Annotated in this window: 11 protein-coding genes; 4 read left to right on the forward strand and 7 right to left on the reverse strand. The window is 30.3% G+C overall.

Going from position 1 to position 17,651, the window contains the following annotated elements:
- Nucleotides 1-3 precede the first annotated feature (3 nt).
- The 6 genes from BUB70_RS08545 to BUB70_RS08570 all read right to left on the reverse strand — a co-directional run bounded on the left by BUB70_RS08545 (nt 4) and on the right by BUB70_RS08570 (nt 12,026).
- Nucleotides 4-5,502 carry an alpha-2-macroglobulin family protein gene (locus BUB70_RS08545; protein WP_073120536.1) on the reverse strand — a complete coding sequence of 1,833 codons (5,499 nt, stop codon included), beginning with the start codon at nt 5,500-5,502 and terminating at the stop codon, nt 4-6.
- A 59-nt stretch (nt 5,503-5,561) separates the two neighbouring features.
- Entirely contained in the window at nt 5,562-6,419 is an 858-nt protein-coding gene (locus BUB70_RS08550; protein ID WP_073120538.1) for a DUF4249 family protein, read from the reverse strand.
- A 4-nt stretch (nt 6,420-6,423) separates the two neighbouring features.
- The gene (locus BUB70_RS08555) at nt 6,424-8,745 is read right to left on the reverse strand and encodes a TonB-dependent receptor (RefSeq protein WP_229742975.1); all 2,322 of its coding nucleotides are present in this window, start codon (nt 8,743-8,745) and stop codon (nt 6,424-6,426) included.
- Between the two features lie 182 nt (nt 8,746-8,927).
- Entirely contained in the window at nt 8,928-10,136 is a 1,209-nt protein-coding gene (gene lysA / locus BUB70_RS08560; protein ID WP_073120543.1) for a diaminopimelate decarboxylase, read from the reverse strand.
- Between the two features lie 3 nt (nt 10,137-10,139).
- On the reverse strand, nt 10,140-11,372 hold the full coding sequence (gene pepT / locus BUB70_RS08565) for a peptidase T (protein WP_073120545.1): 1,233 nt from the start codon (nt 11,370-11,372) through the stop codon (nt 10,140-10,142).
- Between the two features lie 87 nt (nt 11,373-11,459).
- Nucleotides 11,460-12,026, reverse strand: a complete 567-nt coding sequence (locus BUB70_RS08570) for a hypothetical protein (RefSeq protein ID WP_143155273.1) — start codon at nt 12,024-12,026, stop codon at nt 11,460-11,462.
- A gap of 68 nt (nt 12,027-12,094) precedes the next feature.
- Between BUB70_RS08570 and BUB70_RS08575 the strand changes: the two genes are divergently transcribed.
- A complete protein-coding gene (locus BUB70_RS08575) occupies nt 12,095-13,012 on the forward strand; it encodes a patatin-like phospholipase family protein (RefSeq protein WP_073120550.1) in 918 nt (305 codons plus the stop codon).
- A gap of 51 nt (nt 13,013-13,063) precedes the next feature.
- Here the strand turns inward: BUB70_RS08575 and BUB70_RS08580 are convergent, their stop codons facing one another.
- Nucleotides 13,064-14,188 carry a lactonase family protein gene (locus tag BUB70_RS08580; RefSeq protein WP_073120552.1) on the reverse strand — a complete coding sequence of 375 codons (1,125 nt, stop codon included), beginning with the start codon at nt 14,186-14,188 and terminating at the stop codon, nt 13,064-13,066.
- 129 nt (nt 14,189-14,317) lie between these two features.
- Between BUB70_RS08580 and BUB70_RS08585 the strand changes: the two genes are divergently transcribed.
- From BUB70_RS08585 to BUB70_RS08595, 3 genes are read left to right on the forward strand one after another with little or no spacing between them, the layout of a single operon-like run.
- Nucleotides 14,318-14,878, forward strand: a complete 561-nt coding sequence (locus BUB70_RS08585; RefSeq protein ID WP_073120555.1) for a hypothetical protein — start codon at nt 14,318-14,320, stop codon at nt 14,876-14,878.
- The gene (locus BUB70_RS08590; protein WP_073120557.1) at nt 14,868-17,183 is read left to right on the forward strand and encodes a TonB-dependent receptor; all 2,316 of its coding nucleotides are present in this window, start codon (nt 14,868-14,870) and stop codon (nt 17,181-17,183) included. The genes BUB70_RS08585 and BUB70_RS08590 overlap by 11 nt, the downstream gene beginning before the upstream one ends.
- 15 nt (nt 17,184-17,198) lie before the next feature.
- Entirely contained in the window at nt 17,199-17,609 is a 411-nt protein-coding gene (locus tag BUB70_RS08595) for a Fur family transcriptional regulator (protein WP_229742974.1), read from the forward strand.
- The last annotated feature ends 42 nt before the right edge of the window (nt 17,610-17,651 follow it).

A 17,651-nucleotide genomic window follows, 5' to 3' on the forward strand; every position in this document is an offset into this window, starting at 1 on the left:
ATTTTAAGGAATCACATTAATCCATTTTCCTTTGGTGTGGCTCATGTAATTTTGATCGTACATGACTTCTACATGTGTACCTGGTAAATAATAACTTCCCAAATAAGTTGTGTTAATTTTTACGTTAAAACTTTTGGTCTCATTGTTTTTTAGATCAAAATAATAATGGATAGCATTGTCTCTAATATCTGCATAATCAATATTACTAGTAGAACTATTGTCATCCATAGCATAGCGAGTATTGATTAATTCCCATCCTGATGGGATTTGATATGTCAATGCAACATCTTTTACTGATTTGTTTACGATATTTTTTACTTCAATTTGCGCTACAAAACTAACTCCTTGACTAAGCTTTGTGATGTCTATCAGTTTTCCATTATTATCCATGTAATTTATTTGAGTAATTAGGTTTTTAGATAGACTTTCTTCATTGTTTATTTCAGGAATCCCCGAATAGTTAATTTTAACGTAAAGAGCTTTTTTACCATTGTTGTTAATGGTAATTTGATAGTCTCCTTGGTTGATTTTTACCTCTTTTTTCCAAATAGATTTTTGGCTATTGATGTCTGTTTTTTTACCGTTTGTATTCAGTTTTGCTAATAAAGGTTGGTTGCTTGTTTGTTGATAATAGTTACATAATGCTAATAAACAATTTGCAGTAGTCTTGGTATTTAAATAGTTGTCGCTATTTAATTCATTGGCAATATCTTGTAACATTTCTCTTGCTTTAGTATCATTATTTAAAGCTTGATAAGCTTCTAAAGCAATTGATTTGTTAATCAAAGTCGATCCATGATTTACTTGAAAAACCTTGGTGTAATCAATTAAAGAAGCATTATTCATCAATTCAATAGCCGCTTCTTTTTGACCAATAATGGCATAAGCCAATGCCAATCTTAGTTTGGCAATATTATCGATTTTTTTATCTTCTCTTATACGGTTCATAATAGATAATTCAGGACTTTGAGCCAAAGCCAAAGTGTAAAGTCTATAAGCTTGTTCTACATAAGAATTGTCTTTTGTTTTTCTCCAAGATCTAGCTACTTGTTTTTGATAAGCAATCCAATTATTTTTGAAGTTATATGGTAAAGCATATCCTTGTTTTTCCGCTTCAATTAAAAAGTGTCCTGCATAATTGCTCACCCATTCATTGGCTTTGTAATTTCCAGGCCAATACGTAAAACCACCAGACGTTAATTGAAAACTATTTAGTTTTTGAATTCCTGCTTTGATGTTTTCGGTGATGGTATTTTTATCAGATTGAGACAGCTCAAATAAATCATGCATATATAGTTGAGGGAAAACTGCAGAAACAGTTTGTTCTAGACATCCATGAGGATAACGAATTAAATATTGTAATCTATCAGTAAAGTTGATTTGTGGGAAGGAAGAAATTTCAATAGTTGCTTGGTTGGTGTTTTCTATTCCAAAACCGTTGATGGTAACTTTTTTGTTGCTGTTGGCTTCAATATAGGCTTCTTCACTTTTTGTTACTCTGTTGATAGGATTGTAAGAATCTAGTTCAATATCATAACTAGCAGTATGAGATTTGTTTTTAGCTGTAATGGTAATTTTACCCACTCCTGTTTTTACTGTTTTGATATCAAAGTAAACAATATCATCTCCTGGTTCCTTAAAGTTTAAGGATTGAATTTTATTTCCTTCAATAGAAAAAATATCATTGGTTTTGATTTCAATTTTTACATTTTGATTGTTTTCTAAGGCATTGAAAACGGTGATAGGGACTTTTATTTTTTCGTTTAAACTCACTTTTCTTGGAGCACTAGCCAACAACATCAAAGGTTTTTTAACCAAAACACTAGCATCTGTTTCTCCGTAAGCTTCATTTTCTGAATGATGAGCTACAATCATGGCTTTTACAGCACCAATATATTTTGGAATGGTGATTTTATGCGTATTGGTTTTGTTATTAGCTAAGGTAAAAGGGCCTTTAAAAATAACCACAGGTTTAAATCTGTTGGCTTTTTGTGTTTTGGCTGCACCTAAATCTTGATCCCCACCAATGCTAAATACCTGATTTAATTTTCCGCCAAAAGCTCCAATTACATCATCATAAATGTCCCACGTTTTAATTCCTAAAGCTTCTTTATTGTTAAAGTATTTCCATGGGCTAGGAGTGGTGTAACGAGTTAAATCTAACAAACCTTCGTCTACAATAGCAATGGTATAGGTAAATGGTTTTCCATTTTTCTCAGCTACTTTTAATTCAAATTCTTTTTCTGGTTCTACTTCTTTAGGAATATTTAAAGTTGGGTTTAAATGTGTATTGGCATCTTCCACAAAAATATTTTTAACACCGTACATTCTAATTGGTAAATCATTTTTGGTGTTGTGATGCGGTTGCAAAGCAGTAATGCTGATGTACACATTTGGGGTCATGTTTTTATCGACCTTGAATGAAAAATTGGTGCTTTCTTTTTGAGTATCAATCGTAAAATGTTGTGCTACTTTTTCGTTGTTTTCAATCGTGATTAACGCATGGCCATTTTCAGCTGAAGGAAAGTTTACATGAACTTCTTCATTTAATTGATAAGTTTCCTTATCGGTTGTAAAAACCAACATAGCAGCTTCTTTTTGATTTCCTTTTTTTGCTTTTCCAGCCCAACCTGGCCAATCAATAAAAACAGTTTCTCCGGTACTATGACCTGAATTTTTATTGGTTACTTGTACAAAATATCTTCCCCATTCAGGATATTTAATTTCAAATTTAAAACTAGCTTTTCCGTTAGAAGTTGTATTCATCGTTTTGTTAAATACAGGAGTTTTAAAAGAAGAAGCGTTAAATTGAGAATAATTATTAGTGTTGTTCCACCACCAACTATTTTCCATTTTATAAATGTTTACTTCTAATTTTTGATTGGCAACAGTTTTTCCATTCTCATCAACACTTACCAACTCAAAAAGATGTTCTTTGTCAGTTAAAAGCATGTTTCTAGCTTTGTCACCTTGTGGTCTTTTTAACCCAATATAAGTGGTAAAAGGAGAATAAGTTTGACTGTAAACATCAGTACTGAAATCTCCACCATTTTCAAAAACCTTAGTAGTTAAATAAGCTTTTAACAAACCAGGAGCATTGTTGTTTATTTTAGGATTTAAAACAAATTTAATTTCTCCAGCGCTGTTTAGTTTATCATTTAACACATTGGTTTCTTCGGTTTCAAAATGTTTGCTAGGATCATCAAAAACAAAACTAGGAAAGTTTTCAAAACTAGTTTTCTGAGGTTTTAACATTAAAGAACTTTCTACTTTTAATTCTTTGGCAATGGCTCCATGTAACCATTTTGCAGTAATATTTACTTCGTTGTTTTTACTCAGTACCTTTGCATCGGTTTTGATGTTTATTTTTAATCTGTTAGGTTTGATGGTTTCAATTTTTAAGCTTTTTTGAAACGTAGCTCCACCTACAGAAATAGTAGCATTCCATTTTCCTGTAAGATCGCTGTCTTTTGTTGGGATTTTAAAAGTGTATAAATGATTAACTCCTTTGGTTTTTACTTTTCGATATTTTAATACATTGTTAGGATCTTTTATATCGATGGTTACGGGATTGTTTTCTAGAATTTTGTTTTTAAGATCATTCAACATAAAACCAACAAAAATGGTGTCTCCCGGTCTCCAAACTCCTCTTTCTGTGTAAATAAATCCTTTAATTCCTTTGATGGGTTGTACACCATTGGTATTAAAATTACTCATAGACAATACATTCCCGTCATTTACTTTTAAATAAGTAGTTTGACCATCTTTTTTAGCGGTGATAAAAAATGGAGTTTTGTCCAAGTCAATCATCGCTATTCCTTGTGCATTGGTTTGGATGTTGGCAATAGGTTGTTGCTGATAATTGTAAAATTCAACTTTTACATCTGACAAAGGAGCAGAAGTAACCGTGTGGTTGGTTGCTATAAAAAAGGAATTATTATTTCCTTTTTTTACTGTTAATCCAATATTGGTCGCAATGATGTTTTTGTAGACGGATTTGTTTCTGTAATATGAATACGTACAAGGATTATCTCTATCACTCCAGTAATAATCTTCATAGTCGTTATAATAATTATCGTTGTCCCAATTACTAGTTTCTATATCTTCTTCATCAAAATTTTGTTCTTGAACCGTTTTGGTAGGATTGGTTGTAGTGTTATTACATTTGTAAGTTGAATAAGCTTGTTTAAAATTTAATTGAACTCTATAAAAAATAGCTCCTTTATCAATATTAATTAACTGATTTAAAGCAATTCCATACGTTTGCCATTTAGAATAATCAGAAGGATTGCTAGTGTGTAATGGGATTATTTTTTTAGCAATGGGTCTGGCCACCATTTTAATGTTTTGATTTCCTTCTAAATTGTTTTGCTGTAAAAATTGTAAAATATTAGATTCAAATATTTTATAAATAGTGACTTCTACAGCATTAAGATTGATGGCTTGAAACTGAATATTTAAATTATCTGAATTAGGTAAGATATTTCCAGATTTAGAAAATTTTATTTCAGGCTTGGGCTCATCAAAAGACAATGTTTTTGAAATGGTTGTTTGATATGAATATCCGTAAGTATTTTTAATTCCTTCATGAATAAATACTTTTAAGTCTCCTTTTAAAGTATTGTCTGGATATACTTTTACTAAGTTTCCAGAAATAATATATTTTAAATCATTTACTCCTTGAATACTAATCAAACCTTTTAAATTTTGATTTTTTTGCAAGGCATCTGTAAAGTTAATTTCTACAAATTGTTCAGCATTGTTTACTACTTTAACATCTACTACTTTAAAATTATTTTTACCAATGATGTTGATTTCTCTAGTTTCATTTTTATCAACATTTAAACTTTTACCATTGTAATTGATGTGAATTTTAGAATCGTCGATTTCTCTATAAATACTATCAATTTTAAAAGGAAATACATCGGTATCTATATTGATTTCATCAAACTTAATGGATAGCTGCTTGTTATTTTGGGTGGCTGTAAGAACTTGTTTTATTTTGTCAATAGAGGTTACATCATTGGTTTTAATTTCCCCCACAATGTATTGCCAATCTTTATTGTAAGATTGTAAAGCTTGGGTATTGATGTCAAAATCTTGTGTTTTTGTTTTAAACTTAAAACTATATGGACTTAATGATTTTGTATGGTTTGGATATAACTTTTCTAAGTTTAGGCTAACTAGATACTCCTGATTGTTTAATAGAGGTGTTTTGGGTTTAAAAACAATTTGTTTGTTGTTTATAATTTCTAGTTTTCCTTCTGTTTCAGGTTTTGTACTAAAAGCGTTTTTTAAATCTTCCTTGGTGACTTCTGATGCTTTTACTAAAAATATTTTGATTTCTTCTTGGGTAGAAACCACTCCAGAAGTATGGTTATAAATGTATTCGCTATAGTTAAAATCTTTGTTGTTTAAAGGCTTTTGTTGTTTTTTACAACTGCTTAAAAATAGTATTGAAGAAATAAATAAAAGACATACTGAACCAATAAACTTTTTCATTGTTTTTTTTCTTCTAAAATAGAGAAATACAATGAAAAAGTCTATATAATTTTAGAGGACTATTTTACAGTATAACTAGTTTTTATAAATTGATTTACAGAAAAATACCCCAAAGCATAATTGTCTTGATTGGTAGTGTTTAAAATATTTCCTCTTACAGAAGCGGGTGCTGTTGAAAAAGGACCGTTAGATCCTTGAGCAATTAAAAATAGTTTGGATAAGTAGTTTTGGTAGTTTTTGCTGATTCCGTAAAGTGAAATATCTATTTCCATATCCTTTTCAAGTTCTTCGTCAATATAGGTAATAACGTCAAAATTGTTTTTTCCAGGTTCTTCGGTGAATTCTTCGTCATTACCAGATCCGTATTCAGAAATAATTCTAAAGGGAGGATCAATTTTAGTTAAATAATAATTATCAACTCCTATTTCATTATCAATATTTACATTAATTTGAATAATATCGTCTCCAAAAGAAATGGTTTGTTGTTTAATTTCATTGATGTCAACAATACTTGTATAACTATCTTGAGCAGTGTATGTTTCTCCATCAACGGTAATACTTAAATAATAGGTACTTCCTACTGTGGGTTTTGTAAAGTCTACAGCTGTGTAAACCCCGTCTTCTTCATCATTAGGAATGGCAGGATTCACATCTAAAAAAGTTCCCATAGAATTTCCGTTTTCATCAGTAACGGAAATAATTGCTCCCTTTACTTGAGGATAATTGTTGTTGTAATAGCCTGTAGTTTTAGATAGTTTAATGGTTTGTTTATTATAACTATTATTGTATTTATGAATGTCTAAACTTGCTTCAATTACAAGTCTAGGGTTTACGTTGTCTAAATTGTCTATTATTACTTCTTTAGTACAAGAAATAAAGCTAAGTGTTATGGTTAGTATATAAATATATTTTTTCATGATTTTAGAATTTGAAGTTAAAGGTAACCGATGGAATAATTCCAAAAATAGAAAGTCTTTCAGTTTTATTGATACCTATTTCTGAATCTTGAGTAAATAATATAGATGACCAATTGTTTCGGTTATAGATATTATAGACACTAAAAACCCACTCTCCTTTAAATTTTTTGGTTTTGTATTTTTTAGGTTTATAAGTAGCCGAAACATCTAATCTGTGATACATTGGTAAGCGAAAAGTATTTCTTAACCCATAATTAGGAATATTGCTGTTAAGATATTCATAACTTCCTGTTGGGTAGGTTATTGGTTGACCCGTTTGTAATGTGAAATTACTATTGAAACTCCAGCTTTTTGAAGCTTTATAACTTGTTAGTAAGCTTATGTCATGTGTTTTGTCATAGCCTGTAGCATACCATTTTCCATTATTAATTCCTATTTCTGATGGTGTTCTTCCTTTGGTTTGTTGTTCGGAACGAGATAAGGTATAACTAATCCAACCAGTAATTTTTCCTGTTTCTTTTTTTAATAATAATTCTAGACCGTAAGCTCTTGATTTTCCCGATAAAACAACAGATTCTATAGCTTCTTGTGCAATTAAATCAGCCCCATCAATATAATCTAATCTATTCTTAACCGTTTTTCCAAAAACTTCTGCAGTTAAGGAATATTTGTTGTTAAAGTCTTTGTTGTATCCAAAAGCAATTTGATCTGACAATTGTGGTTTGATATGTTCACCACTAGGAGTCCAAATATCTAAAGGAGAAGGGGATTGTGTGTTGGAAATTAAGTGTAAATATTGAGCCATTCTCTGATAACTGGCTTTAATAGAGCTATTGTTGTTTAAGCTATAAGCAATAGAAAAACGAGGTTCAAGATTTATATAAGTTTTCATAAACTCACTAATACTGTAGTTTTTTTGACCAATAGGAGTTGATTGTTCATAGATTTTTAAATTTTCATCATAAGCAACAGGACTTCCGTCATAAATATTTTTGTTTTTTTCTCCCATTCTAGAGAATCCAGTAAGACGAAGACCATAGCGTAAATCAATTTTATTGTTTAGTTTTTGATCAACATCAATATAAATTCCAGTTTCAATGGCATATTTTTTTGCAAGCTGATCTTCTTCTATTCCACTATCGTCTCTGTTAGGTTCTATTTTACCTGGATTGAACTCATGAAAAATAGTGTTTAGACCATATTCAATAGAAAGATTATCATTAAAATATTGTTTTAAATCGTACTTAAGATTTACGTTTTGTAAACCAGAGTTCCATTTAAATCCAACAAAATCTAACTCTAAACCATAATAGTATTTGCTGTAGATTAAAGATAAGTTGGAGAATAGCTGATTGTTAAAAACGTGATTCCAACGAATATTTCCAACAGCATTTCCATAATTGTTGATGAATGAATTTGATAAAGAAAAAACATCTTTTCCAAAATATCCTGATAAATACAACTTGTTCTTATCATCAACTTCCCAATTTACTTTGGTATTTAAGTCATAAAAATAAGCGGTATTATCATTGTCTGGCATCACGATAGGAAAAAATAAATCAGCATAAGATCTACGACCACTTAAAAAGAAAGAGACTTTATTTTTAACAATAGGACCTTCTAAAGTTAAACGAGACGAAATACTTCCAATTCCTCCATTTCCATGAAATGAATATTTGTTACCATCTTTTTGATGTATTTCTAAAACAGATGAAATTCTACCTCCATATTTGGCAGGAATTCCACCTTTATATAGTTTTAAACTTTTAATAGCATCTGCATTAATTACAGAAAAGAAACCAAAAAGGTGAGAGGTGTTAAAAAGTGTGGCTTCATCTAATATAACTAAGTTTTGATCTGCAGCCCCACCGCGAACATTAAAACCTGATTGTCCTTCACCGGCAGTGGTTACTCCTGGAAGTGTTGTGATAGATTTTAAAACATCTACTTCTCCTAAAATAGCTGGGATTTCTTTAATGGTTTGAACTTTCATTTTGTTCACACTCATTTCTGCTTTTTGAATGCTTACTTTTTCTGAAGTACTGGTTAAGACTACTTCCTCTAAGCTTTCTACATTTTCAGACAAAGAAAAATTTAAAGTTTTATTTTTATTTATGTCTATTTTCTTAGAGATGGTATTGTAACCTATATAAGAGATTTCAATATTGTGAGTTCCTTTGCTAAGGGTTAAAGAATAAAAACCGTATTCATTAGTTACTGTTCCTTGGTAATTGTCTTTGTCAATGATATTAACGCCAATTAAAGTTTCTCCTGAAGCACTGTCTTTAATAGTTCCACCAATGGTAAACTTGTCTTGTGCAGACATATTTATAAAACAGAGAAGGAATACAAAAAGTATTTTTTTCATCAATTTTCTATTTGAATAATTTTTCGTCAAATATAAAGTTTAAAAAAGGCATTGGCACTTATCTTAAGTTAAGAAGGTGTGAACAGGTGGTTTTTGGGGTGAAAAAAAGCGCTAACCTTCTAAGATTAGCGCTTTGATTTTTATAAAGTATCAATCATTACTTGACCTTTTAAAATATCTTCAAAAGTTTCCCTTTCTCTAATTAAATAGTCTTGACCTTTTATGACCAAAACTTCAGCAGGTCTAAATCTTGAGTTGTAATTTGATGACATAGAAAAGCAATAAGCACCTGCATTGTCCATACAAATAATATCTCCTTCAGATACTTTTCCTAATTGTCTATCACTTGCAAAAGTGTCGGTTTCACAAATATATCCTACTACATTATAAGTTTCCTTTTCTCCATCAGGGTTAGAAATGTTGTGTACTCGATGATAAGCATCATACATCATAGGTCTCATCAAATGATTTAAACCACTATCAACCCCAACAAAATTAATGTTAGGTGTTTGTTTAATGACATTTACTTTGGCTAAGAATTTACCAGATTCAGACACTAAGAATTTACCTGGTTCAAAAATCAATTTTAATTCTTTTCCATATTCTTCACAAAAAGCATTAAAGCTAGCTCCTAAAACTTTTCCTAATTCTTCTAAGTTGGTAGCATGGTCACCATCTTTATAAGGTACTTTAAATCCACTTCCTAAATCGATGAATTCTATGGTCTCAAACTGTCTAGCAATTCCTAGTAAAACTTCCATGGCTTCTACAAACGCACTTGGATCTTTAATATCAGAACCTGTATGCATGTGTACTCCGTTTACAGGTGTTCCATTAGCCGTAACTATTTTTTTGATTTCTTCTATTTGAGTATGAGAAATTCCAAATTTAGAATCTACGTGACCTACAGAAATTTTTGCGTTTCCACCTGCCATAATATGCGGGTTGATACGTAAAGAAACTGGAGCTTTAGGAAATGCTTTTCCAAACTTGTCTAAGCTAGATAAGTTGTCTAAAGTTATTTTGACTCCTAAATTGTAAGCATCTGTAATTTCTTTAAAAGAAACTCCGTTTGGCGTGTAAGAAATATCTTTTACATCAAAACCAGCAGCCAAACATAATTTTATTTCTTGCACAGAAACACAATCTCCTCCAGAACCTAAATTCTTTAAAAATTTAAGAACATTGATGTTGGTGTTAGATTTTACTGCGTAATTTAATTTTACATTTTTTACAGATGAAAATGCATTCATCATTCGGTTGTACTGACGTTCAATTACATCAGCATTATATACATATAACGGAGCTCCGTATTTTTCTGTTAACGAAATTAAAAATTGATTATCCATCTTTTATAGATACTTGTTTGCTGTAATTTCAGCAATGTTTATAATTACTTTTGTTGCTTTTTCTATAGATTCTAAAGGTACATATTCATATTTACCATGAAAATTATGTCCGCCAGCAAAAATGTTTGGACAAGGCAATCCCATATAGGATAATTGAGAACCATCTGTACCACCACGAATGGCTTTGTAAATAGGTTTGATGTTCTCTTTTTTCATAGCTTCTGCAGCAATATCAATAATATGCATTACAGGAGCTATTTTTTCTTTCATGTTAAAATATTGGTCTTTAATTTCTATAGAAAAAATATCCTCTTCAAATTTTTGATTCAGCGAAGATACTAAAGACTTCATGGTTTCTTTACGCTGGTTGAATTTTTCTAAATCGTGATCTCTCACAATGTATTCCAAAGTTGTTTTTTCTACATCACCAATAATGTCATGTAAGTGATAAAAACCTTGGTGACCTGTGGTTAATTCAGGAACCTCGTCAGCGGGTAATCCATTGATGAATTGCTGAGAAACCAAAATAGCATTCACCATTTTGTTTTTAGCATATCCTGGGTGTACACTTTTTCCTTGAACTGTAATAACAGCACGTGCTGCATTAAAGTTTTCGTACTCTAATTCTCCAATTTCACTTCCATCCATGGTGTAAGCCCATTCGGCACCAAAAGCTTCTACATCAAATTTATGAGCACCTTTACCAACTTCTTCATCTGGAGTAAAACAAATTCTTATTTTTCCATGTTTGATATCAGGATTTTTCACCAAATATTCCATAGCCGATACAATTTCTGTCACTCCCGCTTTGTCATCTGCTCCTAAAAGTGTTGTTCCATCAGTAGTAATAATGGTTTGTCCTTTGTATTGCTGAATGTCATCAAAATAAGTAGCATTTAAAATGATGTTTTGTTCTGCATTTAATACAATATTTTCACCATTGTAATTTTTATGAATTTGTGGATTTACATTTTTTCCACTAAAATCGGGACTGGTATCAATATGTGCTACAAAACCAATAGTTGGTACGTGGTGTTCTACATTGCTTGGTAAAGTGGCTGTTAAGTAACAGTTTTCGTCCAACACAACTTCAGACAAACCAATATCTTTTAGTTCTTGTTCTAACATACGAGCTAAGTTCCATTGTTTTTCTGTACTTGGAAAAGCTGGGTTTGTAGGGTCAGACTGAGTGTCTACTGTGATATAACGAACAAATCTATCTAAAATGTATTGCATGGTGTTTGTTAATTTTGGGCAAAAATAGCTAAGTGTTTATAACTGCCCCAATGTTTTAATAAAATAAAACGTTTTGCTTTTTATTGTTTAAGGAATAATTTTTAAAGAATTAAAAATCTGTAAAATTTCGCAGTTGTTTTTGGTGAAGTTTTGACTCCCATTTATTTGTGCAGAAAGTAAATAGTAATGTTCTTGATCAGCTATATAGTATTGAATATTATAGGTTACTTGCTCCTCATTTTTATGAAAATAATAAATAGCATAAGCAGGTTGATCGTTAAATTTGATGATACTATTTTGAATGATATAAGTTTTTGTAGTGGCTAATACTTGTGTTGTTATTTTGTTTTTAAAAGCTTCTTCAATAATAATTTTTCCTTTAAATCGGGTTACATCAATAATAAAAGAAGAAGAGAAGTTTCGAGTCGTATCTGCCGCATAAATCCTAGATTGATAGTCATCAAAATACAATTCTCTTTTCCAATGCTTTCCAAGATTAATTTCAAAATTGTTTTTTGCATCTCTAATGATTTTTGAGTGATGAAAATCCACATCAGAAGTACAAGAAATAACATCATTAATACTCGGTTCATTTTTACATGAAAACAATAGAACCGTACTAAGACAGTATAAGAGGTAATGAAATTTTTTCACTCTATTTGGTAACTATTAAAAATGTATATTTAATGGACTAAATTAAGCCTAAATTTTTAAAAAGAGATATGCGTGCATTGGTAATTTCTGGAGGGGGTAGCAAAGGAGCTTTTGCTGGAGGTGTTGCTGAATACTTAATGAAAGAAGAAAAAAAGGAGTACGATATCTTAGTTGGTACTTCTACAGGTAGTTTAATGATTTCTCATTTGGCTTTGGGCAGAATAGAAATGTTAAAAGACTTATATACCAATGTAGATCAGTCAACTATTTTTAGTGTAAATCCTTTTAAAATAAAAGGGAGAAGAGGTGCCAAAACAGTTTCTATTAATCACGTAAAAGTACTTTGGAATTTTATTAAAAAACGTAAAACATTTGGTGAAAGTTCAAATTTAAGGAAGTTACTTCACAATACGATTACAGAAGATTTCTATAATGAAATACGTGCTACGGAGAAAGATTTGGTCGTAACGGTTTCTAACTTAACTTTAGGAAAAGTAGAGTATAAATCGATTAAAGATTGTGAAAGAAAACAATTTTGTGATTGGATTTGGGCCTCTTGTAATTATGTGCCTTTTATGAGTTTGTACGAAAAAGATAATTACCAATATGCCGATGGTGGCTTTGGAGCTTTGGTACCTATTAAAGAAGCGATTAACAGAGGAGCTACAGAAATTGATGTAATTATTTTAGATACAGAAATGAAACTGGTAGCCAATGTTCATGCAAAAAATCCATTTGCTTTAATTTCTGATGTGATAGATTTTACTTTGGAACAAGTATCTAAGCATAATGTTTCTATAGGGAAGTTGGCTTCGCATTATAACAATGTTCAATTAAATTTATATTACACACCAACTATTTTAACTTCTAATTCATTAATTTTTGATAAAGAATTGATGACAGAATGGTGGGAAGATGGTTATGCTTATGCTAAGAACAAGCATAAAAACACTGAAATGAACGAGATTAAGTTTGCAGATAAATAAAAAATGCGATGCTGTTCAGCATCGCATTTTTTATACGTGTTGTGTTTTTTATTAAAATAAAATACAAACTGGTTTAGGAGCTTTAACATCACTCACAAATGTTAATTTTCCTGTTTTGTGATTTCTTTTAAAAGAACAAATATTGTTGGTATCTCTATTGGCAACTAATAAAAATTTATTGTCAGGACTCAAGGCAAAGTTTCTAGGGTGTTTACCATGGGTGCTAATGGTTTGTATCAGCTCTAGTTTTCCAGAATCTAAAACTTTTAAAACGCCAACACTATCATGACCTCTATTGGTGATGTAAACAAATTTACCATCGTTGGTAATTTCTATATGTGCTGAGGTGTTTCCTGGCTTATCTTCATTAGCCAAGGTTTCTACTGTTTGAACAATTTTATAAGAGTTGTTTGTAACATTCTTTTTAATAAAAGTTACCGTTGCAGCCAACTCATTTACTACATAAATCCATGGTTTAGTAGGGTGAAATGTTAAAATTCTTGGTCCAGCTTCAGCAGGCATTTCTAACTCACTAAATTCATTAGGGACTATTTTATTAAAATCACTGTCAATAGTACCAAATATTAATTTGTTAGCACCTAAATCAATACTGATAACGTTAGTAGAGTTTGGTTCAAAATAACAAGAATGTGTATGGGCTTTTTCTTGTCTAGGGTGTTTACTTGGAGCGTTCATTTTATTTTGTTGAGTATCCAAAGTTTTTGTTAAAACACCATTTTCATCAATTTGATGTAGGTTGGTGGTTCCACTACCATAATTAGCCGTTAAAATATAATTGTTTTTATTAATAGTTACATAACAAGGATCATTATCTACTTTGCTAACACTAATTTCTTTTAATCTATCTTTTTGAATTAAAAAACTAGTAATTGTACCTTCTTTTTTAGAGTTTGAAGCAATGATATATTTTCCATCAAATGATTTTGTTAAAAATGTTGGGCTTTCGGTTTTGGCAACTAAACTTAAAGAATCTATGGTTCCGTTTTTATTTAATTGATATTGATAGATTCCTTCACTATGAGAGTCGGCTGTTTTGTTAGTGTAGGTACCAACATAAAATTTTAATGATTTTGAATCTGTAATATTGTTGTGAATGTTTTTACAACCAATGAAAGCAACGGCAGTAAAAATAAGGATAGTTTTTATAAATTTCATTTGATCTGTTTGAACTTTAAAGATACATAAGTTTTTATTTTAGTGCTTTAAATAGTTAATTTAAAAAAGAACAAGTGCAACATTGTTGCGCATTGTTGTATATTTGCTTCAGAAATAAAAAACATACCCATGAAATTAAAAAAAATAGTACTTACAATGTTAGTAGGATTAGCGTTAACCTCTTGTAAAAAAGATGATCCTATTATTCCTAATGAAGAAGAAGTGATAACAACTGTAATCTATACTTTAACGCCAGAAGAAGGTGCCGAAGAAACAGTGGTTTTAAAATATTATACAGACGGGAGCAATACTACTGATGGTATTTATACTCAAACAGGTGTTGTACAAAAGAATGCAACTTACATAGGAGCTTTAAAAGTTTTGAATGAAACAACTGATCCTGTTGATGATGTAACTTTAGAAATTGAAGAAGAAGCTGTTGATCATCAGTTTTTCTATATAAAACCCCAAGGAGTAAATGTTAATTATCTTGATAAAGATGCTAATAAACATCCAATTGGTTTAAGCACTAAATTTATAACAGATAATGATTTTGTTGGAGGAAATTTAACCATAATATTAAGACATGAACCAAATAAATTTGGAGAGAATGTATCAGATGGAGATATTATGAATGCAGGAGGAGGATCAGATTTGGAAGTTGTATTTAACTTAAATGATGAGGATTAAAAATTATACTTTGTTTGTTATTCTTTTAATTATAAATATAATAACAACAAATGCTCAAAAATGTAATTATTCTTTATCAGGAGTTGTAATAGATAGTAGTAATGACAAACCTATTGTAGGAGCTAGTATTTATTTAGAAGGTTTAAACAAAGGAACCATTAGTGATTTTGATGGGAATTTTAAGATAGACTCCATTTGTGAAGGAAATTATCATTTAGATATTACCCATATTGGTTGCGAAAACAATCAACAATTTTTAGAGATTCATGACAATACAAAACTTCGTATTGTCATGAATCATTTTGTGCAAATGCTAGATGGAGTTCATTTATTAGGACATAAAGCAGAAAACACCACCCAAGCTGCTCAAAACATCAGCTCAACAAACATTCAAAATAACGCCAATGAAAACTTATCTAATTTATTAGGAAGTTTAACTGGCGTAAGTACTTTAAAAAATGGTAGTGGTATAGCCAAACCTGTGATACATGGAATGTATGGGAATAGGGTTACAATTTTAAACAACGGAATTGTACAAAATGGTCAACAATGGGGAAATGATCATAGTCCGGAAATAGATCCTTTAATAGCCAATAACATCAAGGTTATTAAAGGAGTAGGGACTTTAGAATATCAAGGTAGTACTTTAGGAGCTGTGGTTTTAGTTACTCCCAAAGACATTAGTAAAGATCCGCATTTACATGGTGCCACTAATTATTTTTTTGAATCTAATGGTTTAGGGAATGGATTAAATCTTACTTTGGAAAAAGGAGCTAAAAGTATTGCTTGGAAAATAAATGGGACTCTTAAAAAATATGGAGATAGAAAAACAGCTAATTATTATTTAAATAATACAGGAAATAATGAAGCAAATTTAGCTGTCCAGTTAAGAAAGCAGTTCTCTGAAAATTGGGAAACTAAAATCTATGCCAGTACCTTTAATTCAGAATTAGGTGTTTTAAGAGGTTCTCATATTAGTAATTTAACCGATTTAACTGAGGCTTTGCAAAAAGAAGTTCCTTTTTTTACAGAAGATTCTTTTTCTTATAATATTGAATCCCCTAAACAAGAAGTACATCACCATTTGTTAAAATTGTTAAACACCAATAAAATTAGTGATGACGAGTTTTATACTTTTACCTATGCAGGGCAACTAAATATTAGAAAAGAATTTGATATTCGCAGAGGTGGACGTTCTGATATTCCGGCGTTGGGTTTAAATCAACTAACTCATTTTCTAGAAGTAAAACATCAAACTAAAATAGGAGATGATATTGAGTTTAAAAAAGGGATTCAATATACATTTACAGACAATACAAATGATTCTGAAACAGGAGTTTTACCTTTAATTCCAGATTATTTATCTCATCAAGTTGGAGCTTTTGCTTTGTTAAATAAAAGGATTAATAGATGGATGTATGAAGCAGGAGCTAGGTATAATTTTACTTATCAAAATGTTGCAGCTATTTCTAAAACCACTCCAAGAACTATTATTAATTTTAACAATAGATTTCATAATGTAAATGTATCGGCAGGAGTTAGATATAGAACTTTAAAACAATTGCATTGGGCTTTTAATATTGGTTTGGCTTCTAGAAATCCAGCTATTAATGAATTGTATAGTAATGGTTTGCATCAAGGAGTAAGTGGAATAGAAGAAGGGAATGTAAATTTAAAACAAGAAAATGCTATAAAAACAACTTTAGGATTAGAAGGTAATATAGATCAGAAGTGGTTTTTTGAAACCTTGGTATATTATCAATATATTAAAGATTATATTTATTTAAATCCACAAGATGAATTGCGTTTAACCATTAGAGGAGCTTTTCCTGTTTTTACTTACGAGCAAACCAATGCTCAACTTTTTGGACTTGATGTAGGAACTAGTTATGCTTTTTCAGATGCTTTAAAAATGGGAGCAAAGTATAGTTTTTTACAAGGAGATAATTTATCAGAAAATATTCCTTTAATCAATATGGCAGCAAACAATGCTTTATTAACTTTAGATTATCATTTGCCAATTGAGAATACTTTTAAAAACACTTCAGTTGGAATGGAATATCATTATGTTTGGAAACAAAATCATTTATTAACAAATCAAGATTATGCTCCTGCTCCGGATGCTTATCAATTATTAGGATTTAAATTTAGTACAGAAAAACACTTTGATAAAACCAAATTGTATTTTTATGCAAAAGGGAATAATTTATTAAATGTAGCTTATAGAGATTATTTAAATAGGTTAAGATATTTTGCCAATGATACAGGAAGAAGTATTACGGTTGGATTTAGAGTTTCATTTTAAATTTTTATGATGGATATGGAAACAAAATTTGCAGGATTACTAAGAGATAGAAATTTAAAAGCAACCCCAAAAAGATTAGAGTTGCTTTCTGTTGTGGCTAATTATCATACAGCAATTCCATATAGTGAATTACAAAAAGAATTACATCATTTTGATAGAGTTACTTTGTATAGAACTATTAACGCTTTGTTAGATAGTGGAATAATACATAAGGCCTCTGTAAGTAGTGATGAGGTATATTATGCGATGTGTAAGGAATATTGTACTTCAGAATGTCATAATCACAAACATGTACATTTTAAATGTTTAGAATGTTTAGAAGTGTCTTGTGTAGATGTAACAAATCCTATTCAAATCCAAATTCCTAACACTATTGTAAAACAAGTAGAAATTGAGGTGAGTGGTGTTTGTAGTAAGTGTATATAAGTAAAATTTCGATTTTATATCTATAACTAGATATAAAATCGA

The organism is Wenyingzhuangia marina (genome assembly GCF_900130035.1).
GTDB lineage: Bacteria > Bacteroidota > Bacteroidia > Flavobacteriales > Flavobacteriaceae > Wenyingzhuangia > Wenyingzhuangia marina.